This window comes from Pseudoalteromonas sp. SG44-1 (assembly GCF_014164315.1).
GTDB classification, from domain to species: domain Bacteria; phylum Pseudomonadota; class Gammaproteobacteria; order Enterobacterales; family Alteromonadaceae; genus Pseudoalteromonas; species Pseudoalteromonas rhizosphaerae.
The window spans coordinates 1-26,384 of the sequence record NZ_JACJEW010000008.1; the positions used below are offsets into that span (position 1 = coordinate 1).

General features: G+C 39.2%; 23 protein-coding genes and 1 pseudogene. 15 read left to right on the forward strand and 9 right to left on the reverse strand.

Annotated elements, in window-relative coordinates; all coding sequences use genetic code 11:
* The first annotated feature begins 253 nt into the window (after positions 1 to 253).
* Positions 254 to 1,321: a hypothetical protein gene (locus H5187_RS05430; RefSeq protein ID WP_182740913.1), complete on the forward strand. Its 1,068-nt coding sequence runs from the start codon at positions 254 to 256 to the stop codon at positions 1,319 to 1,321.
* Positions 1,322 to 1,540: 219 nt separating this feature from the next.
* Here H5187_RS05430 and H5187_RS05435 read toward each other — a convergent pair whose 3' ends face one another.
* Positions 1,541 to 2,935: a PLP-dependent aminotransferase family protein gene (locus H5187_RS05435; protein WP_182740914.1), complete on the reverse strand. Its 1,395-nt coding sequence runs from the start codon at positions 2,933 to 2,935 to the stop codon at positions 1,541 to 1,543.
* A gap of 88 nt (positions 2,936 to 3,023) precedes the next feature.
* On the opposite strand from H5187_RS05435, the gene H5187_RS05440 reads away from it, so the two are divergent.
* The 4 genes from H5187_RS05440 to H5187_RS05455 all read left to right on the forward strand — a co-directional run bounded on the left by H5187_RS05440 (position 3,024) and on the right by H5187_RS05455 (position 6,113).
* Complete coding sequence (locus H5187_RS05440; protein ID WP_145234560.1) at positions 3,024 to 3,650, forward strand: LysE family translocator; 627 nt, start codon at positions 3,024 to 3,026, stop codon at positions 3,648 to 3,650.
* A gap of 9 nt (positions 3,651 to 3,659) precedes the next feature.
* Positions 3,660 to 4,088 carry a GNAT family N-acetyltransferase gene (locus tag H5187_RS05445; protein ID WP_182767331.1) on the forward strand — a complete coding sequence of 143 codons (429 nt, stop codon included), beginning with the start codon at positions 3,660 to 3,662 and terminating at the stop codon, positions 4,086 to 4,088.
* A gap of 744 nt (positions 4,089 to 4,832) precedes the next feature.
* Positions 4,833 to 5,609 (forward strand): hypothetical protein, encoded by a 777-nt coding sequence (locus H5187_RS05450; protein WP_182717644.1) that lies wholly within the window; start codon positions 4,833 to 4,835, stop codon positions 5,607 to 5,609.
* An 18-nt stretch (positions 5,610 to 5,627) separates the two neighbouring features.
* Entirely contained in the window at positions 5,628 to 6,113 is a 486-nt protein-coding gene (locus H5187_RS05455; protein WP_182717643.1) for a hypothetical protein, read from the forward strand.
* A gap of 313 nt (positions 6,114 to 6,426) precedes the next feature.
* On the opposite strand, the pseudogene H5187_RS25170 reads toward H5187_RS05455, so the two are convergent.
* Both H5187_RS25170 and soxR read right to left on the reverse strand, forming a co-directional pair.
* Positions 6,427 to 6,575, reverse strand: a pseudogene (locus H5187_RS25170) (ISAs1 family transposase); the annotation flags it as partial.
* A 186-nt stretch (positions 6,576 to 6,761) separates the two neighbouring features.
* On the reverse strand, positions 6,762 to 7,223 hold the full coding sequence (gene soxR, locus H5187_RS05460; protein WP_182717642.1) for a redox-sensitive transcriptional activator SoxR: 462 nt from the start codon (positions 7,221 to 7,223) through the stop codon (positions 6,762 to 6,764).
* Positions 7,224 to 7,320: 97 nt separating this feature from the next.
* Here soxR and H5187_RS05465 point away from each other — a divergent pair, with 97 nt between their 5' ends.
* The 4 genes from H5187_RS05465 to H5187_RS05480 all read left to right on the forward strand — a co-directional run bounded on the left by H5187_RS05465 (position 7,321) and on the right by H5187_RS05480 (position 10,277).
* Positions 7,321 to 7,785, forward strand: a complete 465-nt coding sequence (locus H5187_RS05465) for a flavodoxin family protein (RefSeq protein ID WP_182717641.1) — start codon at positions 7,321 to 7,323, stop codon at positions 7,783 to 7,785.
* A 32-nt stretch (positions 7,786 to 7,817) separates the two neighbouring features.
* On the forward strand, positions 7,818 to 8,342 hold the full coding sequence (locus tag H5187_RS05470) for a DsrE family protein (RefSeq protein WP_182794483.1): 525 nt from the start codon (positions 7,818 to 7,820) through the stop codon (positions 8,340 to 8,342).
* Positions 8,343 to 8,948, forward strand: a complete 606-nt coding sequence (locus tag H5187_RS05475) for a GDSL-type esterase/lipase family protein (RefSeq protein ID WP_182794482.1) — start codon at positions 8,343 to 8,345, stop codon at positions 8,946 to 8,948. It begins immediately after the preceding gene.
* A gap of 123 nt (positions 8,949 to 9,071) precedes the next feature.
* On the forward strand, positions 9,072 to 10,277 hold the full coding sequence (locus tag H5187_RS05480; RefSeq protein ID WP_220491224.1) for a sugar efflux transporter: 1,206 nt from the start codon (positions 9,072 to 9,074) through the stop codon (positions 10,275 to 10,277).
* Positions 10,278 to 10,334: 57 nt separating this feature from the next.
* Here the strand turns inward: H5187_RS05480 and H5187_RS05485 are convergent, their stop codons facing one another.
* Entirely contained in the window at positions 10,335 to 12,605 is a 2,271-nt protein-coding gene (locus H5187_RS05485; protein ID WP_182797622.1) for a TonB-dependent receptor, read from the reverse strand.
* Positions 12,606 to 12,861: 256 nt separating this feature from the next.
* On the opposite strand from H5187_RS05485, the gene H5187_RS05490 reads away from it, so the two are divergent.
* The 4 genes from H5187_RS05490 (at position 12,862) to H5187_RS05505 (ending at position 17,600) form a co-directional block, all read left to right on the forward strand.
* Entirely contained in the window at positions 12,862 to 13,869 is a 1,008-nt protein-coding gene (locus H5187_RS05490; protein WP_182717638.1) for a LacI family DNA-binding transcriptional regulator, read from the forward strand.
* 101 nt (positions 13,870 to 13,970) lie between these two features.
* Positions 13,971 to 15,221, forward strand: a complete 1,251-nt coding sequence (locus H5187_RS05495; protein ID WP_182794481.1) for a sugar MFS transporter — start codon at positions 13,971 to 13,973, stop codon at positions 15,219 to 15,221.
* Complete coding sequence (locus tag H5187_RS05500) at positions 15,218 to 16,714, forward strand: trehalase family glycosidase (protein ID WP_182797623.1); 1,497 nt, start codon at positions 15,218 to 15,220, stop codon at positions 16,712 to 16,714. The genes H5187_RS05495 and H5187_RS05500 overlap by 4 nt, the downstream gene beginning before the upstream one ends.
* 193 nt (positions 16,715 to 16,907) lie before the next feature.
* On the forward strand, positions 16,908 to 17,600 hold the full coding sequence (locus H5187_RS05505; protein WP_182717650.1) for a response regulator transcription factor: 693 nt from the start codon (positions 16,908 to 16,910) through the stop codon (positions 17,598 to 17,600).
* Between the two features lie 310 nt (positions 17,601 to 17,910).
* Here the strand turns inward: H5187_RS05505 and H5187_RS05510 are convergent, their stop codons facing one another.
* The 5 genes from H5187_RS05510 to H5187_RS05530 all read right to left on the reverse strand — a co-directional run bounded on the left by H5187_RS05510 (position 17,911) and on the right by H5187_RS05530 (position 21,539).
* Complete coding sequence (locus tag H5187_RS05510) at positions 17,911 to 18,288, reverse strand: DoxX-like family protein (RefSeq protein WP_182717635.1); 378 nt, start codon at positions 18,286 to 18,288, stop codon at positions 17,911 to 17,913.
* Positions 18,289 to 18,385: 97 nt separating this feature from the next.
* A complete protein-coding gene (locus H5187_RS05515) occupies positions 18,386 to 19,159 on the reverse strand; it encodes a CsgG/HfaB family protein (protein WP_145234530.1) in 774 nt (257 codons plus the stop codon).
* On the reverse strand, positions 19,160 to 19,600 hold the full coding sequence (locus H5187_RS05520) for a curli assembly protein CsgF (RefSeq protein ID WP_182797624.1): 441 nt from the start codon (positions 19,598 to 19,600) through the stop codon (positions 19,160 to 19,162).
* A complete protein-coding gene (locus tag H5187_RS05525; RefSeq protein WP_145234525.1) occupies positions 19,590 to 19,991 on the reverse strand; it encodes a curli production assembly/transport protein CsgE in 402 nt (133 codons plus the stop codon). The genes H5187_RS05520 and H5187_RS05525 overlap by 11 nt, the downstream gene beginning before the upstream one ends.
* 33 nt (positions 19,992 to 20,024) lie before the next feature.
* Positions 20,025 to 21,539, reverse strand: a complete 1,515-nt coding sequence (locus H5187_RS05530; RefSeq protein ID WP_182797625.1) for a curlin — start codon at positions 21,537 to 21,539, stop codon at positions 20,025 to 20,027.
* Positions 21,540 to 22,130: 591 nt separating this feature from the next.
* Here H5187_RS05530 and H5187_RS05535 point away from each other — a divergent pair.
* Together H5187_RS05535 and H5187_RS05540 are read left to right on the forward strand one after the other, a co-directional pair.
* Positions 22,131 to 24,632 (forward strand): S8 family serine peptidase, encoded by a 2,502-nt coding sequence (locus tag H5187_RS05535; protein ID WP_182797626.1) that lies wholly within the window; start codon positions 22,131 to 22,133, stop codon positions 24,630 to 24,632.
* Positions 24,633 to 24,876: 244 nt separating this feature from the next.
* The gene (locus H5187_RS05540) at positions 24,877 to 26,340 is read left to right on the forward strand and encodes a carbon starvation protein A (protein ID WP_149981813.1); all 1,464 of its coding nucleotides are present in this window, start codon (positions 24,877 to 24,879) and stop codon (positions 26,338 to 26,340) included.
* The last annotated feature ends 44 nt before the right edge of the window (positions 26,341 to 26,384 follow it).

The window sequence follows — 26,384 nt, forward strand, 5'->3', positions numbered from 1 at the left end:
TTATGGATACATCAATCCCGCTTGGGACACACTTATATCAATCAATAGAGCACTACTTCAAAATAGATAAAGATATAACAGAAAAACACGGATTTCCTGAGGAGTTAAAACCCTATTTAGACCCAGCAGATTGCCAAGTTAATAGAGAAGCCGTGTGGTAGTGAAGTTAGTTTGTTTAGCATTTACACAAAGGAGTGATGCCGAACTGAGAAAAAATAGTTAATAGTACAGTTCGGTAATAAGGAAGTTGAATATGTTTGAGCAATACGCAAAAACCGCTTATCGCGGTAAGCAAGCTGCAAAATTTAGAAATGAAATCGCAACAGATGAACGTGATTCAATGTTTTGCCGCTATCAAAGTAAGCAGGCGTTTTACCCGAGAGACGGTGTATTTGGCCACTGTTTTGATAATAGTCAAAACAGTTGCTACAAAGGTAATATTACTGGAGCAGAAAAATATGCACGTTCAATTTTAGCAAAAGGTAAAAATGAATTAGCAATGCCATTAGCAGGAAACGCAACTAATATTGCTGGCTTTGTCATTTTTTCTTGGGCAATAATTCATTTTTGTATTGTTATATTCTTGTTTGTTATGCCGTTATTTAGTTTAGCTTTAGGGGCGGTTGATGTTGCGTTAGAATTTTTAGCGGGCCTGTCATTATGTTGGATAGTTTCTAAATTGATTAATTGGTTAATTTGGCCGTTTTTTAGGTTTAAATATAATCTAGCTGTTATTTTTAATCGTGCCACAGGAATGGTGGAGGTACCAACTAAAAACGCGAAAGATTTCGATATTTTCCCATTTGAAGAGTTTAATGCACATTATAGGGTGCAGCATAACCCTAAAAGCGGTTTTCCATACCGTGGGTTTACTTTGTTACATTATCAGCAAAGCATGCGATATGACCAAACTTTTAGTAACCAGATAGCATCTGCATTTATTCATTGGGAACTGCTACAAAACTTTATGAATGTTACTCAGCCTTTGGCTGATATCCCGCAATTTGAATATTACCGTGAGTTTGATAAAACCACTGCTGAATTTGATAAAGCCAATGGTCGCCCTAAGTATTTTTGGTATCGTGTTGATAAGTCATTTTTAAAAGAAATGTCCAAAGCAGATGACGAGTTGAGAAAAGAATTTAATGATGAAGAGCAGCTCGATAATCTTTTGATGGGTAAACCTATTAAAAAGCTAACACCGCCAGATATTTTCAAGTTTCCATGGAAATACGCAGATAACATTAAGCCTGAAAGCGAGATCAAGTTCGGTAAAACACTGTGGCAAAAATTCACATCATTTTTGATGGTAGATCTGTAGTTAAGTAACATAATAAAATTAAAGGAATTTAACCCAAGCAGTAAATAACTGCTTGGGTAGGCAAAAGGATATTCATGTCAATTTCATATAAATTTGCAAAACTAAATGCAAAAGCAATAGAGAACTCGCAGAACTTTAAACACTATATTTCCTCAAAAAAGTATGAGTTCACATCACCCAAAGGAATAATGATTCCCCGATTTTATTGAATGATAAAATTTAAATAACTACCTCAAATGTTTGATTAAACTGCTGTAAAGCGGCTTCAACGCGGGTGATGCCTAAGTCAAACTCAGCCCGGGTTGCTGGGCCGCCTAGGGTGAGGCGAACACCATTTGGATTATCTACTTTTAGGGCTGGAACTTCTGGGATAAAGGAATCTAGCGTCCTTACAATTACCTTATGCGCTTTTAATACGCTGCAAAACTCAAACATATTCTGCGACTGGGATAAGCGAATATATACATTTAAACTGGCAAACTGAGCATCTATCTCATAAGTTTGAAGCAGCTTTTTTATTTGTTCAATACGATAGCGTATCTCATCTGCTAGCTTAGTTTGATTATAAGTAAATTCGTTACTTTTAATGGCGCGCATTATTAACTCAAAATTCATTGAGGAAACCGCCCAACACTCACTATGAATTTGTTTTAAAATTGGTTGCTCCCAAAGTCGTGGAGGTAATAAGTAACCGGCTCGTAGTCCGCCTGCAAAATATTTTGAAAAGCTTGAAATATAAAAAACCCGATCCGGTGCTTGTTGCCACAATGGTAATCGCCAATACTCTGGCAAACAGTAATTTACGTCATCTTCAATAATGAAAAAATTATATCGGCGACTCAGCGCCAGTAGGGCATTTAAATTGTTACTGCTATAGCAAATATTGGTTGGATTTTGACAGTTTGGCGTGATGTAAACCGCTTTGATTGTACGCGACTTACACAATGCTTCAATTTGCGCAAGATCAATCCCGTCGCTATGCACGTTTACTTGCGCTAATGAAAGTTTAAGCGAATGACACGCAAGGTAAAAACCGGGGTAACACATTGACTCTGCAATGACAGTATCGCCACTTTCACACAAGGTTGCTAACGTAGTGAATATTCCTTGCTGAGCACCTTGGGTAAATATCAACGGATGGTTTAAGCAATCAAAGCCCTTATCCGCTAGCCATTGTTTGAAAAAATATTGATGTGAGGTAAGTCCATTGAGTTTATAAATCATCACATCTGTTAATGCACGTTGATCCTTTGACAGCGATTGCAGGGCATTGGTCATAACATGTTGTTGCCCCATCATCGGTTGCATGCTTGAAGCAAAGTCTGTGTCGCCCTCAAAATGACTTAACTCAATAACTTTACTTACAAAGGTACCAGCCCCTAGTTTTGCAGTAACCAACCCTCGTTGCTCAAGTAAAGCATATGCACGAGTTACCGTACCATGTGTAACACTTAGGCTGTCAGCGAGAAGTCGTTGGGCTGGTAATTTTTGCTCAAAACCCAGCATTTTGTTGTCGATAGCATGCTCAATCAAAGCGGCTAATGCGCGATATTTTGGCTGTGTTTTGCACAAACTACTAAATAGAGTGTGATCCGGTTTGTAAATTGTATTCATAACAATAAAAATATTGATGATTTTACATAAGTATGACAATTAATAGTTATTAAACAACTACAATATTGTATCAATACAATTAATCATTATGAATACAGCTACTGTTTTTGAGCTTGCTCCGGCTCTCATTTTATTTTGTTTTGCGGCGTCAATTACGCCTGGGCCTAATAATATTTTGCTTACTCACTCAGGCACACATTTTGGCGTGATCAAAACCCTACCGCACTTATTGGGTATTCGAGTAGGCATGACGATAATGCATTTGGCAATGCTACTAGGATTAGGTAAATTGTTTTTAATACAGCCAAAGCTGCATTTTTTTCTACAGCTTTGTGCCAGTGGTTATATTTTATATTTGGCATACAAGATAGCTAGTAGCTCTCAATTAAAAGGTGATAATGCTCAAGCAAGGCCTTTAAATTTTTTTCAAGGCATGCTTTTTCAGTTGATCAATCCTAAGTCATATGCAGTGTTAATGACACTTTGTACTGCACTTACTTTACCAGGAGGTGCCTATTGGCCTTCTGCAATTTTGGGCGTGATTATTTTTAACCTTGTCGCGGCTTGCTCAGGCTTGTTTTGGGTGAATTTTGGCAAATACATGCGCCAATTTCTAAATAAGCCAAATATCTTTAAACGTTTTAATTGGGTTATGTCACTGTTTCTTGCGGCATCAATTCCTTTAGTTTTTCTTTCCAATGCAAGCATTCAGTAGGGAAATAAAATGAAATTTACTCACCAATTGTCACCACAACAATTTACCCAAGCGTTTGAGTTTTTATCTGAGCGAAGTTATTGGAGTCAAGGCATTAGTCGCGAACGGTTAGAAAAAGCGTTCGCACACTCGCTGTGCTTTGCATTAATTGAAAATAAACAGCTATTGGCATTTGCACGAGTGGTGACTGACCAAGCCACTTTTGCAAATTTACTGGATGTATTTGTGTTAGAGCCATTTAGAGGTCAAGGGCTGGGTAAAAAGCTGATGGATCATGTAATGAGTCACCCTGAATTGCAATCATTACGCCGTTTTACACTGGCAACAAAAGACGCTCATTCACTTTATCAACAATTTGGTTTTCAAAGCCAAGCAAGCCCCAATCTCGCAATGGAAAAGTGTTTAGTTGGCGGGTACTCAAAATTATTACTGCGGTAAAATTAAGTATGGATTGAACGTTTTAATGCGTGCAGTTAAATACTTTTATTATTTTACAGCTGAACTCCTTATTCTGTATTTATAGCCGTTTTATTAAAAATGTGAGCACTTTAGAGAGTATCAATAAATAATACTATTACTGGGTTTTTAGAGTCAGTTAATTAGTAAAATGCAAACAATGCTTACGCCAGAAAATGCATTGTACATTCTTGGTGTAATGTTTACCGCCTTGTCCTGAGTTCAGGTTACAGCTTTCATTATTATCATTTCCATATGAACGGCAGTCTACACACTCGTTGTGGGTTGTGCGCCTTACGAACCTATAAACCAGCTCGCTTTGACTTCAAGGGAGTGTCTATATATGGCTTATTTTATTTTGACTGGTAAGTGAAATAAGCTAACGCGTCAGAGGTATTCAAGTTCCCGTGGAAATACGCGGATAACACTAATTCTGAAAGTGAGATCAAATTTGGTAAAATACTGTGGCAAAAATTCACCTAATCAACTTTACTTTGTTTCGATGATCGTAAGTTGAATGTATGTAAATATTATAAGTTATAGGGTTACAAAAAATTAATTTATCATGTTGTTATTGTTTCTTATTTTAGTGTAATAAAATTTTGAATTTTGATTTATGATTGCGTATAGTAACGTTGTTATTTAGTAGTCAATTTTAATTGGATTTAAAGTTACTATTACCTGCATTATTTTAATACATATAAGTTAAAGGATTAACTATCGATCATGAATTATCTTTTTATATTTTTAACAATTATCACTTCATTTACAACTATGGCTCAAGAAAACCCAAAGGTTTACCATAGCTTTGACTCTGAATTTTCTGCTACTTTGACAGTTGTTCCAGCTGAGGATGAAAATACTTACTATGTAAATTACAATGGCTTTGAACATCATTATGATGGTAATACCTTACTTTATAAAAAATTCAAGAATGACATTGGTGATGGTTATTATTTAAAATTGCTTGGAATGCCGGATGTTAATTTTAAAAATGAAGGTCATAAAACTGTTCGTTCAGGAACATTAGTTTCTTATTCAAGTGTATATCTCGATAATGATACAGTTACAAAAGTTATTTATTCCGGCTTGGCAGATATTGTAAAAGTTAATAAAGTCAAAGAGCAATATCAAGTAAGGCAATTAAATGTTGTTAGTAAAATTGCTGCCAAAAAACTTATTGAAAAATCAGTTAGTTCATTTTCTACAACATGTGAAACGAATATTGAAATCGATATAGATTGGCGACAGTTTGAATCTCAAAAACTAAAAACTAGTCCTGCTAAATTATCGGCTTATATGAATGCATTAGAAAATATTTGTACCATCGACCACGATTATTTGGAGGCTGTACAAGGGATAGAAAAAATTCAGCTTATTCCATCTGTTGTAGCAGATAAGCATCAAGCAAAAATGTCAAACAGTGTGCTGATTATTGAAATTGGTGATGATGTTACTAATTTGCCAGAAACCAGTTATAAACTAATTTACGATATATTTTAATCACTACAAGGAAAGAAAATGAAACATAAAATTTTAGCGGGTATTATTATTACGTTATTTAGTACAGCTTCATATGCATCTATTAAAGACAAAAAGGCTATTAGAGCAGCTGATGCTAGTATTTCAGCAGAGGTTGATAAAGTTAAAGCGGCTTGTGGTAATGCTTCACTAGATGTAAAAGTCGATTGGGAAGATTATAAAAAAATGATCGCCGCGAATAAAGATAAATTAGCTAAAGATAATTATCAAAGCCAGTGGGTTATTGCTCATTCAGGCCAAAGAACTGTTGCAACACTTGAGGCTCTTTCTGCAATTTGTAAAGATGATGTGGATTATAAAGAAGAGATTGCTAAGTTAACTAAAATAAATGTTACAGCTAAAGATGACTTTTCAGACTCTGCAAGTGAGTTCTCATTAGCAGATAACGCTTTAACTGTTGAGACTGGACATAAAATGTCTCGTAATGCTTCTGATTTTGCTAAGAAAATTAAAGCACTTTATTAATTTATAAATTACAGTAATGATTTATGTTAATGTTACACATAGATCATTACTAACCTTATTTTTACCTGTTTAAACACTATAAAACCTCATTGCTTACATTGCCTTATTCTGTTCTAAAAGAGACAATAAACCCACTGTTTTATGCCTTCCCAGTGTATCGTTTTTGATAAATCATTTACGTTATAGTTAACTGCAGAGCACCTAATTTCTTCTCTATTTCTTGGATAATCGGCTTCATTAAACAAAACTCCTTCATACGCTTGTTGTGTTATCTCAAGCAATTGAGCGTCTTCTATTTGCGACAGTAGCTCTTTATGGTTCGCTTTCACTGCAAGTAAGTAATTGGCTTCTTTACTAACTATTTTTTCTGCAATTGGTTTTTGACATCCATTGTATCAATCGTTACTAAGCACTTTTTATCTCTAGTAATACAAGGCGTTTCGGTAACGATGTTATTTCATTCTATTTTTATCAACAGGGGGTTTTGCCAAAATGACGCTACTTTCTCATGCAAATGCGCTAACTATATAAAGCACATCACATCTATCTGATTGATTACTGTTAATTTAAAATCGAAAAATTCTTATGTTTTAGCGCTTATAATTTGTTGCTCTGTGTATTTAGCTGCAAATTGTATGAGGTTTTAGATTAATCATTTACTAATAGCACTGCACCACTTTGGGTATCGCCTAAGTAATCGTCTTTATTGTAAATCGGGCACTTTGTCATTGACAGGCAACCGCAGCCGATGCAGCCGTCGACTCTGTCGCGTAGGCGCTGCATAAAAGCAATACGTTCATCAAGTTGTGCTTGCCAGTTTTTTGATAATGTTGACCAATCTTCTTTAGTGGGGGTACGTTTATCAGGTAAAGTGGCGAGGGTTTGTTTGATTTCTTCAAGAGTAATGCCCATTGCTTGCGCTGCTTTGATGACCGCCACACGGCGCAGTACATCAGGCTTATAACGGCGTTGGTTGCCGTTGTTCCGCCAGCTGCGGATCAAGCCTTTGGTTTCGTAAAAGTGTAGTGCGGAGACTTTTACGCCGCTGCGTTTAGCTACAAAGCCCACAGTTAAATTAGCTTCAACAAGTTTTTTTTGTTGATCGGTCATAGTTTTCTTCTTTTTTATTAAAAATCAATTTTTAAGGTTGACCTCAATCTTACTTGAGGTTTTATGCTCTTTGCAACCATAAAAAAGGAGAAATAAAATGCAAGAAAAATCAATGCATAACACCGCTATTATTTATTCAAGTGGCCGTAAAAACGGTAATACTACGGCGCAAGTTAATGCCTATAGTAAGCAACAAAGCGGCATTGTTTTTTGCTTAGATGATTATGTTATTTCACCTTATCGCTACGATAAGCAGTATCACAATGATGATTTTTATAATTTGTTTGAAGTGTTACTTCGCTACGAACATTGGGTGTTCGCATCGCCTGTGTACTGGTATAACACCACGCCACAAATGAAAGCATTTATGGATAGGATCACAGATTACATGGATGACGAGGCGTTAAAACCGAAGCTTAGAACTTTACGTCAAAAACAGTTTTCACTATTGTCTAATGCCTCATCTCCCTCTGCGCCAGACGCATTTATAGACATGTTTAAACAAACCTTTAATTATTTAGGAATGACTTTTAAAGCTCATTCACATGTACAGGCTGGTTAAATACGGGTAGGCTAAACTAAAAAGGATGATTTATGAAAACTTCACTTTTAGGCTTTGGCCTTCTTGCAACTAGCTTAACAACGATCGCTGCTGAGCCAACTCCTGTTATCAATGACTTTGGTTATTTTTACAATGTACCAGCTCATGTATCAGACTTAAGCCAAGCGCAGTTTAAAATTGCCTTTGATGTAGGAGATGGCGCTGAAAAAGGCGCGCAAAATAATCATATTAATTCGTTAGCGCGCTTTATCAATATGCATGTTGCCCATGGGGTAAAGCCGGAAAACATCCAGCTAGCTCTCGTTGTACACGGTAGCGCGAGTGTTGATGTGCTGGAAAACAGCGTTTATAAAAGCCGCTTTGATGTTGATAATAAAACCGAATCTTTAATTAAACAGCTGCTTGCTAATAACACGCAGGTATATGTGTGCGGGCAGTCGGCAATGCATATGAAGGTAGCAGCAGAGCAGCTTATCCCTGGAGTGAAAATGGCGCTTTCTGCAATGACCGCTCACGCCCAGTTACAGCAACAAGGCTACACGCTGAATCCATTTTAAATGAATATTTTGTGTTTTGGCGACTCTAATACCTTTGGTATTTCTCCTGTTGATGGGAAACGGCTGAGCGAAACTGAACGCTGGCCTACTTTATTAAAGCAGCTGTTGGGCACAGGCTTTGAAGTGATTGAAGCCGGGGAGCCTAATCGTACTTTAGTCAATAATCCCCCGTTTATGGGCGACAAATCGGGCATTAAGTATTTAAAACCGTATTTGGAAGCACATACTGTTGATGTTGTTATTATTCAACTCGGTACTAATGATTTAAAAGCGCGCTTTGACTTAACACCAGAGCAAATTTCGCGGGGCTTAAATCAGTTACTGCTTGAGATAGATAACTTTTATAGTAATACCACTTTACCAAAACGTATTATTATTAGCCCGCCTAAAGTTTATGAAGTTAATCAATATCAACGTATTTATGCTGGTGCTGAAATTAAATCACAACAGTTAGCACAACACTTTGCTGACGTTACAAAATTGCATCGATGTAATTTTTTAGATGCTTATTCGCAAGTAAATCCATGTTCTGATGAAGGGATTCACTTAGCACCAGCTACACATAGCTTACTTGCTGAGCACTTAGTTAGCTTATTGACACAATGAGAAGGTTTTGCTCATCAACTATAGAGAGTATATCGTGATTATTAAACAACCCGCTTTGTATTTTAATATTACTTAAAGCCGCGTATAATGCGCGGCTTATTTTTAGTGTCTGTATGGTGTTTTTTGAAGTCGATATTCAAACAATATGGTGTGGTATTTATCTTGTTAAGCTTATTAACGGGCTTAATAGGCGCATTTGTTAATCCACTAATGAGTTTGTTTATTGTTGAAGGCTTACAAAGTCCACCTATATATTTGGGTGTGTACACTACAGGTGTCACTTTGATGGGCATTCTTTTTAGCCAATGGTTAGGTGGATTGGCCGATAAGGGCGTGAGCGCTAAAAAGATGTTTATGATTGCGGTCTCTGGCATGGGGATGGCGTTAATCATATTCGCTAACGCAACGTCTTTTTGGCAGGTATTTGCTGCCGGAGTACTCTTGCTTTCAATGGGCAATGCCGCGATACCGCAAGTTATGACTATTGCTCGCCAGTGGGCTGATGAGCAAGATCATATTGATATCACCCAGTTTAATACTCGCCTTAGAGCGGCAATTTCATTTGCATGGGTCGCAGGCCCGCCGCTTGGCTATTTACTTGCATCAGGAGTTGCCTTTAGTCGCTCATTTTATACCGCAGCTACGTTTGCGTTGTTGGCATTAATTTTTGCAATGAAGTTTTTGCCCAGTGTTAATGCTAACGACAGAGCTAAGAAAGCTGAGCCAAATCAGCCGATCAATCAATCATTTTGGGCCTTAGGGGCTGCTATAACCTTTGGTTCAATTGGCAATATTATGTACGCCAGTGCCTTACCGCTTTATACAATAAATGAACTGGGCTTTGCTAATAATATACCTGGAATATTTATGGGCATGGTGGCATTAATCGAGATCCCTGTGATGTTGTATAGCGCAAAGCTCAGTAAACGCATCACTAAAACAGGCTTGTTAGGTTTTGCTTTTAGTTGCGCTATTTTGTTCTATATTGGCGTATTTTTTGCCGATCAAGTATGGCAATTCTTTGTACTGCAAGGTGTAAATGCTATTTTTTATGGGATCTTTGCGGGTATCGGCCTGACTATTTTACAAGAGCAGCTACCATCACGAATTGGTTTTACCTCTGCTTTTTATGGCAATGCCATTAAAGTAGGGGTCATGCTTGGCACTGCCAGTACCGGTTTAATTGCACAGTGGTTTAGTTTTCGTTTTGCCACGCTAGGCTCGCTTATTGCGGCAAGCATTGCTATGACTTTTTTAATAATATTTAGTTATTTAAAGCGCCAAGAGAGCGAGTCGCAAGAGCAGCTTTTTGTTCAAAACGTGATTTAAAAAAGCCGCAGTGTATTAACCACCACGGCTTTGGGTATTGATCCAGAGAGATGAGGGTTAGAATTCGTAGCTTACGCTTAAGCGTGTTGTACGAGGCATAATGTAACGGCCATTGGGGGCGTCAGCATTACGTGGGTCGCCTTCGGTAATACCTTGCTCGTTGGTTAAGTTATCAATTGCTAATTGCAGTTTGATCCCTTCCATTGGCTCAAGGATAAAACCTAAGTCAACTTTTTCGTAGCCATCAAGTGTCACGGTGTTTTCATTATTACCAAAGCGGTCATCCACTGCTGACAAAGTACCATAGAGTGTGGCGTACATGCCGTCTACTTCAAAGTCATAGCTTGGTGTTACACGTACTTGCCATTTAGGTTGGCGCTGTGCTTCTTTGCCTTTATTTTTTGGACTTTTCGTGATTTCTGTTTGTTGTAATGTAGTATTTAAATTAACAGAAAAGCCAGATTCATGATTAAAGTTGTAATCAAGTTCAACACCATACGCTTCGTTGGTTAAGATTTCAGCGGGCACGTCTGGGCGACTTACAAAGGTATCGCCTTTGACTTCGTTGGTAAATAAAGTGGCAAAAAAGTCAGTGCTTTGAGTGATCAGTTTATAGCCAAGTTCAGCTTGAGTGACTTCTTTAATGAGTTTCTCGCCGTCTTGGTGGTATGCGACGTAGTTATCTCTAAAATCATCGAAGTATGGCATTTTATAACCACGGTTAACACGAGCAAATACGCCCATGTCATCATTAATTGAATAGTTTAAACCGGTTGTCCATGAGGTTTTACTCTCATCGTAATCAACGGTTTTATTGATAATACCGTCAAGGCCTTCATCAACACTGTACTGTACATCATGGCTTTCATAACGTAGTCCACCGTCAAGAGTGAGATCTTGGCTTAGCTTGTACTGTGCCGTGGTATAAAAAGCATTAGTGCGTGCATCACCTGATGAATTAATGTCGTAGTTAAAGTCACAGCCTTCGGCGCTTTCATTACAAGTAATATCATTGAGCATTTCACCACCCGCTTCAAGAACATGATAGGCCGTATTGCCTAAGCTCCACCAGTCGTTGGCAGAGGTGCTTGCAGTGTAATAGCCGACAGCAACAGAGAGGTCTTCAAATTGCTTTGAAAATGCTAAATCATTAGTAAATGAACTAATTTCTTTGAGTACCACCCAACGACCCACTTGTTGTACGGGTGTATCACTGTCATAAGTTGTGCCTGTCGCGGCGCCTGTTGCAGACTGACCATTATCAGCCACTTCACCTAGTGTTGTTGCGGAGCCTGCGGGCACTAAACCAAGTGTATTAGCATCGCCTTTGGTGATATTAAAGCGGTCTGAAAAACTCCAGCCATTGTCAAATTCAAGTTTAATACTACCGCCAGATACATGGCCATTCCAACCACGGCCATCGCCAATATCAACTTGGTGCGCGTCATTATTTGGCCCGGTATAAATGGTCGCTTGGCGGTTTAGTGTGCCAAGTTGGGTATATTCAGCATCAATGCCATTAACATTGAGTGGTGTTGGTAAGTACCATGCGCCATGATCGTCTGTTTGGCGAGTGTAGAAATTCATTTCACCGTTTTCGAGTTCTTTGGTGATATTAACCGTAAACTGGCTGCCTTTCTCAGAGGTAAAGCCTGCATCACGAATACCTGGTGAGCTTTTTACATAGCCGCCTACCATAAAATATAGGTCGTCGCTGATTTCGCCACTTAAAACAGCATCAACACGTTGCAAATCGTAATCAGAGGTGGTGTATTTAAATAAGCCTTGAGTATCTTCGCTGCCACGCTTTAATCTAAAGTTGGTTGTTAAGCCCGGTTGGCCGTTAGAAACCACGGGGTTTGGACCACCACGTAATGCTTCCATGGTTTCAATGGTTTCGTCGATTCTAAATAATGATGAGTTTTCTAAAAACGATAATGTTGGTGCTGGGTAAATAGGAGAACCTTCAAGGCTTAGGGTTAAAAATGGTGCATCACCACCACCAGGAAAACCGCGAACAAATACATTAGCGCCAGATTCACCACCCGAGCTTTCTACCCACACACCGGGAACTGCTTTAAATAAGTCCGCAGTACTTTTTGGTGATAGTTTAATTATTTGCTCAGCATCAATATTTGTCACAGCATAGCTGGCATCAATTTTACGAACGCCCATACCTGCAGGTGTACCAGAAACCACAATGCGTTCAACTTTTTTATCTGTGGTTGTTTGCGCGCTTGTTACTGGTTGATCTGCAAGCACGGTTTGACTGGATAGCGCTAAAATAATAGCGCAAGCAAGTTTGCTTGGTGTGTGTGTTGTTGTCATGTTGGTATTCCCATTTTTTGTTCGTTATTTAAAAAACTATAAATAACAAAGCACTAACTAATTTAATGAAATGTTAATGCTGTGTTCTTTTAAACCTTAGAACTTTATGCAAACGTTTGCAATTATTTTTTTAACTTTCTGTATTATTTTTATACACGGTTATGTTTATGACTAAATTTAGGCCTTGGCGCAGCCTAATTTTAATAATGATGGTATATTGCAACTTCACGATTTAAGGAAGGCTTCGTACTTAGCAATGAATAACAAACAACTAAAGTTAGCGGATCTAGCCAAGCTTGCTGGAGTATCAACCTCGACTGTTTCTCGTGCGTTAAATGATAACCCATTGATAAAAAAAGAAACTAGAGATAAATTAAAGCAGTTAGCAAAGCAACATAACTTCAGTTTAAATACGGCTGCGAGCCGCCTTCGCTCACAAAAAACCAATGTTGTAGCAGTGATCATAAATTTCGACAGTGGCACTGAGCAATCAATTAACGACCCTTTTTTGCTTAAGGTAGTCGGAGAGATAAACCTCGCGTTGAATAAACAAGGGCTAGAACTTCTACTCTCAAACTCATTTATGGCCGGTGATGACTGGGCTAATTACTTTATCAATAGCCGTCGGGCTGATGGCATTATTGTGGTTGGGCAAGGCAAAGATCCGGCAAACATTGAAGCCGCCGCTAATGCAGGCGTGCCCTTAGTTGTTTGGGGTGACCCAAAAACTCCCAGTAATTATCCCATTGTAGGCAGTGATAACTTTGTTGGGGGTCGTCTTGCTACTGAACACTTATTAGCAGGTGGCGCTAAAAATATTGTATTTTTGGGAGACCCAGGACATGCTGAAATTGGCGAACGTTACCGTGGCTATTTAGCGGCTCTAAATACGGCTAACGCTATAGCACACGTAGTGTCTATCGATATTACTAGTAGCGCAGCATACCACGGGATCAACCAATTACTAGTCGCGAAAGGTTTATGTTTCGACGGCATTATGGCGTGCAGCGATATGGTGGCACTAGGCGCTATGAAAGCGTTAAAAGAGCGCTATATCAGTATTCCTAACGATGTTACGTTAGTTGGTTTTGATGATATTGCCATGGCAGATGTGAGTCACCCATCACTTTCGAGCATTAAACAAAACACTCAGCGAGCCTCAGTATTACTGGTTGAAAAATTATTAGCGCAGTTACAAGGCCAGTCAGCTGAATCGCAAGTTGTTGAAATAGAATTAATTAATCGTCAATCTAGCAAAGGATAAACTGTAGGGTGAGTTAACTCAATTTAGAAATAAAATGCAAACGTTTGCATTTTATTTTGCGCTACACTATGCTAAAAGAAATCAACATCAGGTTAACGTGTATGAACCCAATAAGAATAACCATAGCGTTGGCGTGTAGCTATTTCGTGTTCGCTATTTTACTCAATAGTGTTGGCACCGTAATTTTACAAGCCATCAATAGTTTTGACATAACAAAAACGCAAGCTTCTATTTTAGAAGGCTATAAAGACCTTACCATAGCAATAGTTTCTTTTATTGTTGCATCATTTATTCCACGACTTGGCTATAAACTGGCCATGCTTGTAGCGTTGGGGTTGGTTGCCTTAATGTGCTTGTTAATGCCCTCAATTGCACAGTTTTATGCGTTCAAAGTATTGTTTGCTGTGATCGGTTGCAGTTTCGCGATTATGAAAGTATCCGTTTACTCGGTTATTGGCCAAGTCACTGATAACGCCAATCAGCACTCAGCATTGCTTAACACCATTGAAGGTATTTTTATGCTTGGGGTGTTATCTGGCTATTGGGTGTTCTCATGGTTTATTGATAGTAGTAATGCGCAAAATACAGCATGGTTGAACGTGTATTATTTGCTGGCTTTGTTAGCGGGTATGGCTTTTATTACAGTGCTTATAGCGCCAATAAAAGCACCTCAAAAAGCAACGTTACGTACCAGTCAATTAGCAGCTTTTATTGACATGCTAACACTCACTTATAAACCTCTAGTGGTTATATTTATTATCAGTGCATTTTTATATGTGTTGATTGAGCAAGGGGTAGGGACTTGGTTACCTACTTTTAATAATCAAGTACTTAAGCTGCCAGTTGATATTAGTATTCAATTGGCCAGTGTGTTTGCCGCAGCACTGGCGCTAGGTAGACTAGTGGCGGGGCAGATATTACGCGTTATTGGCTGGTATAGTTTGTTGTTAAGTTGCTTGGTTGCTATGGCCGTGCTGGTGCTACTAGTTTTACCGCTGACTCATGAAATTGATGGCAGCCAAGTAACGAGTGTATTTGATGTGCCTTTTGCAGCATACATGCTGCCGCTCATTGGCTTTTTTATGGCTCCTCTTTACCCATTACTTAACTCTGTGATGCTCAGTGCGTTAGCCGCTCACCAGCAGGCAGCTATGACCGGACTTATCGTGGTTTTTTCAGCATTAGGCGGCACCACTGGTTCAGTAATTACCGGCTTCATCTTTGATAAATTTAGTGGCCAACATGCCTTTTATCTTACCTTGATCCCAATTAGCTTGTTGTTGATCAGTGTAACTTTATTTAAAAAAATGACAGTAAACTTAGGCGCAGTGCCAGAAAAAGGAACGATATGAACTTTGTAAATAGCCAATTATTTTTAGATGTGCAACTGGCGGCTATATTTAGTGACAGTAAAACTTTTGCTGATGCGATTGCTAATGATAGTTGGCAGTTAGCATGCGACCTTTACTTACGCGTTAAACCACTTACTACACCACAGTTAACAGAATTTGTAGCACAGCATTTTACGTTTGAATCAACACAGCTCCCAACTCAGCAAAGCAACAGCGATAGTGTGCAAAGCTATATTGCTAATTTATGGCCGTATTTGCATCGCAATGCAGACACAGCTAAAGCCAGCTCTTTATTACCCCTTAAACACAGCTACATAGTACCGGGTGGGCGCTTTCAAGAAATATATTATTGGGATAGTTATTTTACTGCGTTAGGTTTGCAAGATATTGGCGATATAGACAGTATCGAAGCCATGCTTGCTAATTTTATTGATCTGCAAAATCGTAATGGTTGTATTCCCAATGGTAACCGCAGTTACTATAGTTCTCGCTCGCAGCCTCCTATTCTAGCGCTGATGGTTGATTTAATTTGGCAAGCAAAATACTGTAAAAATAGTGACTTTGCATGGTTAACTGATTGCGTTGTTGCCCTTGAGCAAGAATATACATTTTGGATGCAGGGGGCAGAGCTACTGAGTGAGCAAATATCAAGCCATAAGCGTGTAGTAAAAATGGCAAATGGTGCATTACTTAACCGTTATTGGGATGATCAAGCAACACCACGGCCAGAATCACTGCGTGAAGATTTGCATGATGCCTCATTACTTCCTGAACAGCAAAGAGCTAATTACTATAGAAATATTAGAGCTGCGTGCGAGTCTGGTTGGGATTTTAGTAGTCGCTGGCTGGGTAATAATAAGCTTACCAGTATTCAAACCACGGATATCATTCCTGTGGACCTCAATAGTTTACTTTATTACCTTGAAAAACAGCTGGGTCATTATTTTGCGGTATTAAAAAATACAAATAAGCAACAGTATTTTGAGCAACAAGCAGCTCAAAGACGTGCGGCAATTAATCAGTATTTATTCAGTACTGATATGGGGTTTTTTGTTGATTTTAATTATCAAAGCCAGCAACAATCTACAGTGCTGTCGCTTGCCGCCACCGTCCCATTATTTGTCAATTGTGCCAGCGAAGAGCAGGCGGTGTTGGTTAAAAATAAGCTTATGAGTGACTTTTTAAAACCAGGCGGATTAGTAACAACCCTCAATGAGACTTCCCAGCAATGGGATAGCCCTAATGGTTGGGCACCACTGCAGTGGTTTGCTGTACACGGATTTCACCAGTATGGCTTTGTTGCAGATGCAAACATCATAATGAGCAATTGGTTACAGATGATAGAAAACAGTTTTAAAACCGACCACTGTCTACTCGAAAAATACAATGTTTATGAGCCTGAAAATAGAGCTGGAGGTGGCGAGTACAAAGTGCAGCAAGGCTTTGGTTGGACCAATGGAGTTACTTCTCGATTTTATCATTTAATAAAGTAACAAATTAGTAACAAAGGGTTGATTTAAATAGGTTTTATAGTTAAAAGGGTTGACTTTTAAACTACTTGGCAGTCAAGTATCTAGACGTCTAGAATTTTTATTCTCTTTATAAATCAATAGATTTGAGTGAAATAGGTTGAACATTGGAGTTGTTTTAGGTATTGTGAACGAAATGTTTCAAGGACGAGATGCAATGATTCAACCAACCTCCGTATTTATCAAAACCGTATTTAAAATGCCAGTTCGTTCACAGTGTTATCCATACTTAATTAAAACGCTAGATGCATTTTTTAGTAAAGTAAAAATGGACGACAGTCTCCCCCATAATGACAACCGTAATGAGTTTGATCTTTTCTTAATTGATAGCAGCGGCTGCAATTGGCAAAATTTAATACCAGCAGACTTATTAGCCTTAGCCAAAGTGAAACCTGTAATTGTGTTTAATGCGCATTCTGACGCTATTTGTGAAAAAAACTTATTACTTAATAACTTTAAGGGAGTTTTTTATAACAATGATCTTCCTGAAGACGTATTTACCGGATTAATGCGGATCATTAATGATGAACTTTGGTTCAGTCGCAAGATTATTTCTTCTACATTTAATGAAGTGCTCGCCATGGTAAGTCGTTTTGAGCCACATTCTAACTACGATGCTGATAGTGAACATGAAGCACTAGCAAATCTAACCAAACGTGAAAAGTCAGTGATCCATTTACTCGCACAAGGGGCGAATAATCATAGTATCGCAGAGCGGTTAAATATCAGTGATCACACCGTAAAAACACACCTTTATAGCGCATTTAAAAAAACCAATTCACGAAATCGTATTGAGTTATCTAATTGGGCACAGCGCTATATGGCGGTACGGTTGCCGTTGCATGACTAACAGATCAACCATTATATACGCCCAATTATAATCAGTAGGCTGGACCATTAGTAACTGCATATTTTGTGATATTGTTTCAGGTAAAGCACCTTATCATCCTGTTTGGGAAGATGATGAGCCTTGGCACTTTTGACTCTGCGCTAGAGGGAGTGGGGCGAACAGGTATGTTTTTGAAATTTATCATCTCACGATTGTGAAAGAGCCGACGACAGTGAGTTTGCAGCTTTAGCCAAACAGATCTCAGAGCACGTATAACCTTTGTTTTATATAGCACTCAATCGGTAATTACCATTGAGATTATTTTCCCAACTTAGTTATTGGGCTGAGCTTTTAGGCTATTTAATAGTACTAAGCTTAGGCCAATAATTGGCAAGTTTGTAGTCACGGGGTTAAATGCTTCAACTAAAAGTTGTGGTTGTAGCGCAGCAACAAAGAATAGTAACCCAACTAATGCAATGATATTTAAAACAATGATTATTTTAGATTGATAATATATAAATAGCAGTATAGCGAAGGCGACCTCGCCCACCCCCGCCGATTTAGTGACTAAATAAGACATCGATTCTGAAAAGCCAAGGCTTGCAGTTATTAGTTTTTCAAGCGGGGCAATATGCACAAGTTTTGGAAATATGCCGTGGTATAACCAGCTAAAACTAATGATATATCGGGCAATTTGGACTGATGACATACAGCTTCCTTTTCAAGCAAGATTAATTTTAGAGATTAGCATGTGGCCTTAGTAAATGAATTAACTATTTACCAAAGCAATCATGTTAAGTGTTTAATTAACTACGCTTTGTTGCCCATATGCCTTTATCTATGCCTTTGATGACTAGATCACTGAGGGCTTTTTCAATTGCTTGGGTTACGCAAATGCTCATCGGTTCGTTATCACTAAAACCCGCTTCGGCTTCGGCTAAACGTTTATAACTAACATAACGGAAGAACCCTGCGCGCATCTCTTGGCTGAGCACTTTTTTGCTGGTGGCTACGGACAATAATACTTGCCCAGTACGCACGTCTACGGCACGTAAATAAATCGAGATTGCATCTTCGCGGTAGAGTTCTGACGCGCCGATGCCAAAATATTCCATGCCAAAACCACCGGTTTTTACATTGGTGTCGTAGCTAATTATACCGCCTTCTAAAATGATTTTAGCGGTGGTCAGTGGTGGTAATTCAACAGCATTTGGCTGTTCGGCTTGGGCGGCGCGAATAATTTTTCTTTCAGTCAGAATATTTTGCAAACCTTCACGTTCAACCGGAATAAACCAATCAGATTCGTGCAGCGCTTGTATTAAGATGGAATTAGCCCCTTGAGTGACGGCGGTTGAAAATGAACTAACATTGCCTTGCGGTTTATATTGCCCCGTTTGATCACGAAAAGAATATACCGATACAGCGATACTGCCAGCAGGTGTTGGTAACTGTTGAAGTGCTTTAAAGGTTTCAGTGGGGGTTAAACTTGCGGCCAACTGTTGCGAAGGTGGGATCAAATTGCCCATGCTACTGCATGCGGATAATGCCAGGGTAAGTACTGCAATAAATAGCGCTTTCATTTAGCTAAACCTCGGTACTTCAATGACCACGACACTGTTGTCAGTGGTGTTGGTTATTCGCACTGTAATTGAATCTACGGTACTGGTGATCACTTGAATTTCGTAATCACCACTTAAAAAAATTGAATCTTGGTTAAAAATACTTTCATCTATATCTTCACCAAAGGCAATATCAGTGATCTCTCTTACCATGCGGTTTAAGTAGGTACGTTCTAGAGAATCTTGAAATTTCTCAGCGTAGCTTTGTTCAATTATTGGTGCTTTATGTTTATTTTGCGCTTGCGCTTTATTTAATAGCATACTGGCATTGAGTGGACTACCTCCGAAACTTGGATTAATGGGGGTATACACAAGCTCTGTTGCAGATACAGATAAGGGGAGTAATATCATTATAATTGTTGTTATATATTTTCTTGAGTCGGGGGCCATTTTACCATCCATTTTTTGCCATATCGGGCGAAGCTTTATGTAAATTAGAGCGCGCCATCGCATCCATAACACTGTATAAAGCGTGTTCTACACGCTCATCAATAGGCTCCAAGCGACGCCCTAAATAGGTTACATATACAATTTGATTATTCATTACTAAGGTCAGTTTTGTGCCAGCCCGAGGAAGTACGGTCTCTTTTATTTCTATATTAAAACCAGCGGTTGAGGGTAGGTCGCGCCAAAGGTTTGAAAATTCAAAATAAAACTGGTGACCAAAGCGACTAATGCTGCGATCGAGCACTAGGCCATCTATTTCTAATTCGTCAGCGCCTTGAGATAAGTGGCTAAAGGTAGTTAAAAAAAGCAGGCTTAGCGCGGTAATAAGCGTTCTAACTAATGTCATGTTTAATATGGGGGGACGTGCCCCCCAATATCCTTATTCTTGGCTCACAGTTGCTGTGTTGTAATCGCCCACTTGGGTGATCACGACTGAAGTGTTAGAAGCGGTAATAGCACCTTCAACTAAGTTGCCATTGCCTACTTGTGTGACTGTGAAGTTGATGTTGTCACCACCAACGATAAATGCACCCGTATCGATACCTGCTACCATATTCATATCGCCTTGCTGCGAAATATCAATAGAATGGTTGCTGCCTTCCATAACTAAATCAATCGCATTCAGGTCGCCACTTTGGCTAAAATCAACGCTATTGTTATTACTATTTAGCACACTTGCAAAGGTTAATGTTGCTTCATTTGTGCTGCCTAATTGACTGATATTAATGTCATTATCGTTTGAAGTAAGCGATGTGTCAGGGTACGAAGATTGAATTAAAGCGGTATTCATGTCACCGGCTTGAGCTAAATCAACGTCGTTGCCTTGACCATTAAAATTAGCGATGTGAGCGCTGTTTTCGTTACCAATTTGAACGCTTGAGAATTCATTGTCAGCGCCAATTGTGCCCAAGTAGGTCTCGTTCATTGAGCCATTTTGCATAACAGTGAGTTCATTGTTATCACCTAATACATCAGCCCCAACTTGATTATTATCTTGTTGTTGATCAACCGAAACTTGATTGTCATTACCGGCAAATAACTCAGATGTGAAGGTATTGGTATTACCTTCTTGGTCGATTGATAGGGTGTTTTCGTTTCCTTCAACACTTGCAAAAGTCGCAGTATTTGAATCACCCGCTTGTTCGATTTCTAAGCTGTTTTCATCGCCGCGAACAGAAGTAACCGTAACGCCGTTGAAATTACCTTCTTGTGCTATTACTACTTCATTCGTATTACCAACGAGTTCAGTAAGTGTAAAAGCGTTAAACAAGCCGTTTTGAGTAACTTCAATGGTGTTTTCGTCACCACTAATAGTTGCCAGCGTTGCTTCATTTAAAAGGCCTGCTTGAGATGCGCTAATTTTGTTGCTATTACCTTGCAAATCCAAATTATAAAACCAATGGCCGCCATCTTGCTGAGTAACTGCAATGTCGTTAGCATCACCTTGAACTACGTTAATCGCTTCGTTATTAATACCAAAAAAGCCCGTGCCAAACTGCGCAACATTGACTGAGTTATCATCGCCTGTTATGTCTGATAGAGCGCCATTAACTTCACCATCTTGGCTGTGACTTAGGGTGTTGTTATCGCCTATTACGTACGTTAAAGACAAGTTTTGAATTTGTTTTTGATCAACATTAATGCTGTTGTTATCGCCTAAACTTGTTACGTTTGCTTCAAGGCCATCACCTTGTTGCGTGACCATTACATCGTTACCCATACCTTGCAATGATGTTTGTTCAATAGTGAGGACATTGCCTACCGCAGTAGTTGACACTTGACTTGCTAATACAGAGGTTGATTGGTTTTTATCGTCGATATTTGCGTGTGCAACAAAGCTTGAACTTAATGCAACTGCGATTGCACATGTCAATAAAGATTTATTTAACTTCATGATTTTTCCTTAACTTATAATTATTAGAGCAGTCATTAATGGGTTGTGGATACCTTAATGTTCTGCATAGTTTGTTCGGCATGCCTTGCCGATTTAAGTTTTGTGATATCAAGAGCAAAAAGCTCACTCATACAAAAGTGAGTGAAGAATTATATTGATATGCAGTGTTGTGTTTTATGCAATTAATGCTTTTTTACTTACGCACTGCTACCAATTGACGGTTAACTTTATTGTGTAAACGTAATATTCGAAATCATCTCTTTTTATGATTTTTAATCTACTTTCTTTTCAATTGCTTACTTGTTTTCCACCGTAATCAGCTTGGAATGTTGAATAATCTGGTAATAAAAGATGAGGCGAGTAAGGCATCTACTGAGCGCTAATTACTCATAAAAACGATTGTGTTGTTAATAAATTGACCGTTAAAAACAGTGTTAAAGACTGGTTTTTTAGTAATTTATTGAATTTTTCTTGTCTGGTTTAGGTTTTCTCTGTCATTTATGGTGCTTGCCAGTGATATTTCAAAAGTAGTGAAGTTAGCGAAACTTAGTAACAAAGCTAAGTTAATATTTCTAACTATGGATACAAAATATGAAAACTAAATTATCTATTTTAAGCTTGGCTATTTTGCCATGTTTAGCTGCAGCACAAGTAACAACCATTGCTGCAGAGCCTTCAGCACGAGCTTCTCAAGACTCATTGCTCGTTATGTATAAAAAAGGCACTTCTGTGGCAATGCGTAGTCAAGCCCGCAGTTTAGTAAAAGCTAAAGTAAGTGATTTAAATAAAGATGGTGTTGATGACAACTATTCGTCGATTTTATCTGGTCGTTTAGCTAAGTTTGAAGTAACTGGCATGAGCACCAAGCAAGCAATTAAATTACTGCAAACACATGCAGCGGTTGAATATGTTGAGCCAGATTATCGCGTGAGTATTGCTACGGCTCCCAATGACCCTGATTTTTCAAAGTTGTGGGGGTTACACAATGAAGGCCAATCTGGTGGGACGGCCGATGCGGATATAGATGCACTCGAAGCATGGTCAATTACAACAGGTGGCAAAGATGTCGTTGTGGGCGTTATCGATACTGGTGTAGATCACAGTCATAGTGATTTAACGGCAAATATGTGGATAAACCCGAATGAAATCGCAGGCGATGGCATCGATAATGATGGTAATGGCTACATTGATGACGTGCATGGTATTAATGCCATTACAAATGTTGGCGACCCAATGGATGACCAAGGTCACGGTACGCATGTCTCAGGGACAATCGGCGCTGCAGGTAATAACAATAATGGTGTTGTGGGTGTTAATCATGAAGCGGCGATTGTTGGTTGTAAGTTCTTAGATGCATCAGGCAGTGGCTCTACATCCGACGCTATTAAGTGTATTGACTATATGGTGAGTCTGAAAAATGCGGGTGTAAATGTTCGCGTACTAAATAATAGTTGGGGCGGTGGTGGCTTTAGCCAAGCGCTTGCTGATGCGATAACCGCCAGCGAACAAGCTGACATTTTATTTGTTGCCGCTGCAGGTAATGACGCCGTTGATAATGATCAAAATCCACATTATCCATCCAATTATGAGCATGAAAGCGTGTTGTCAGTGGCCAGCACTGATCGTAACGATAATATGTCAGACTTTTCACAGTGGGGTTTAACCAGTGTTGATTTAGCCGCACCAGGGAGCGCTATTTTATCAACCGTACCGGGTAATGGTTATGCCACTTACTCTGGTACATCAATGGCCACACCGCATGTTGCGGGTGTCGCTGCTTTGGTACTATCACTCAATCCTGACTTATCAACAAGTGAGCTTAAACAGCTGCTTATGGATAGTGGCGATGATAATGCACAACTGGCAGGGAAGACCGTATCGGGCAAACGCTTAAACGCTAATCAAGCTCTTGAGCAGGCAGACCCTACACCAAGCTTTAAACTATCTGTTACACCAACAGCTCAGCAGATCACTGCCGGTGAAACGGCAACATATACATTTGAAATTGGCTCAATTGCCCAGTGGCAAGGGGTTGTAGATCTTGAATTAATTGGCGATTTAGCTGGTGCTAGTTTATCAGCAAACACTGCAACGCCTGGTGATGTGGTGATACTTAGTGTGCCAACTCAAGAGTCAACACAATGGGGGCGCTATGACTTTAGCGTAAATGCATCTTCTGGCGAGTTGGCTAAGCAGAAGTCAGTAAGCTTATTAGTTGATCCTGTTGGCTTAAATGATTTTACCTATACGAATGATACCGCAGTAGCAATCCCCGATAACAATGTTGACGGTGTTGATTCTGTGATCACCGTAAATGATCCACTGACTGTTTTTGCAACTCAAGCGAGTATTGATATTTCACATACTTACATTGGTGATTTAATCGTTACGTTAACTTCGCCTAGCGGAACAAGCTCTACATTACATAGTCAATCAGGCGGTAGCGCAGATGATATAGTTCAAAGCTACTCTTTAGCTGATTTTAATGGTGAAGTGGCAACGGGTGATTGGGTATTACATATTGAAGATACCTATGCAGCAGATACAGGTACGCTGAATAATTGGTCACTTACATTTAGTGCCATTGGTGAAGTCAGCCCGCAGCCACCAGAGGCCGGTTTTGAGTTTGATGCACAAGGTCTTTCTGTGAGCTTTACAGACAGCAGCCGTGATGCAAATGATGATATCACGCAGTGGAGCTGGGACTTTGGTGATGGTGCAACGTCAACCGATGCAAGCCCCGCTCATACCTATGCACAAGCAGGTAATTATGACGTTAGTCTTACGGTTACTGATAGCGAAGGCAATACTGATACAACAACGCAAACCGTGGTTGTGAGTGATGTTGAGATAGAGTTGAGTTTGGTACGTGCCAATAAAACACGCCTTAATACTATGCGTGTTGATCTTAGCTGGGAACAAGTGGGTGCTCAGTCACTTAATGTATATCGTAATGGTGAGCTTGTAGGAACAACGACTGATAACGGCCGTCACCGTGACTTCTTACGTAATGCAACTTTGCCAGCCTATGATTACCAAGTTTGTGTTACAGCAGATGTATGTTCAAATATCGTAACAGTGACATTTGAATAAGTGCACTTAACATTTAAATAATTCCCCGTGAAGTCCCAAGCCTTGCTGTTCCCCTGCAAGGCTTTTTTATTGCCTACTATATTGTTCCTGATAGTTAAACTCGGCACTTCAAACATCTAATAATATTATCAGATAGTCGTATTGTGGATTTTAACAGGCTCTGCTAACGTTCAACGATTACCCATAGTTTGAAATTCGGGGCGACTGACAACGCGCTCTATAATACAAAAAGAGAAACGTGCTTATGATCATCTTTTTTATCTGCCTGACTATTTTAATATTAGGTTACAAGTTCTACAGTCCCTTTGTAGAAAAACAAGCTGGTATGGACGCCACCATTGATACACCACAAAAACGCTTTAGCGAAGGTGTTGACTATGTTGCAATTCATCCTGTTCGTGCGTTTTTAATTCAGTTTTTAAATATTGCAGGGGTAGGCCCAATATTTGGCCCTATTCTAGGTGCTCTATATGGACCAATTGCTTTGGTCTGGATCGTACTCGGTAATGTATTAGGTGGAGCTGTACACGACTTTTACTCAGGTGTTATGAGTATCAAAGAGGATGGCAAAAGCTTACCAGAAATTGCAGGTAAATATTATAACGTTGTATTTAAAGGCTTTATGTTAATATTTACGGCGATGTTACTGTTTTTTGTCGGCGTGGTATTCATAATGAGCCCCGCTGGATTATTAAGTAACTTAGACGTATTTAAAGATACTATATTTGCCAATAATACCTTTTGGGTTTTGGCAATTTTGGCCTATTATTTTTTAGCTACTTTACTGCCAATTGATAAAATCATTACTAAATTTTACCCTGTTTTTGGTTTATTAATGATTGTGATGACAGTTGCAATTGCTGTATCACTGTTAATTAATGCGCCGCATTTACCAGTAGCAGGTGATTTTTTAGCGTATTTTGAAGCTGATCATGCCCACGACTTTTTAACTCCAAATCCAGATGGATTACCTACTTGGCCATTATTGTTTATTACCATAACCTGTGGTGCGATTAGTGGTTTTCACTCTACGCAAGCACCAATTATTGCACGTTGCTTAACTAACGAAAAATACGTTCGTCCAGTTTATTATGGCGCAATGATGTGTGAAGGTATTGTTGGTTGTGTATGGGCACTGGCTGGTATTGCTGCGTTCCCAGAAGGCTATGCAGGTTTAAAAGCAATGCTTGATTTAGGCGGCCCAGGTTTAGTGGTTAATCATATAGCAAACAGTTATTTAGGTGTGTTTGGTGGAATTATGGCGATTATTGCAGTAGCAGTATTCCCAATTACCTCAGGTGATACGGCGTTTCGTTCACTGCGCTTAACCGTGGTTGATGCGTTTAATATTCCGCAAAGTTTGCGTAATCGTTTATTGCTTGCGGTGCCAATTTTAGCAATCGCATACTTTATGACAAAACTCGATTTCTCTGTTATTTGGCGCTACTTCGCATTTTCAAACATGCTGCTTTCTACGAGTGTGTTATGGCTTGCGACTAAGTACTTATTTGACCGTGGAACATTCCATTGGATTGCGAGTATTCCTGCAGTAATAGCTACAGCCGTTACGTTATCGTACATCATGACCGCTGCAATTGGCCTTAACTTATCAAGTGATATGGGCAAACCAATTGGTGTTGTGGTTGCTGTGGTAGGATTTATTGCACTAGCTATAGTACATTCAAAACATAAAGTGCGTGTAAATTAATACACTGCAGTGTATTAATGACGTAACAAGCGAGCTGTAAAGCT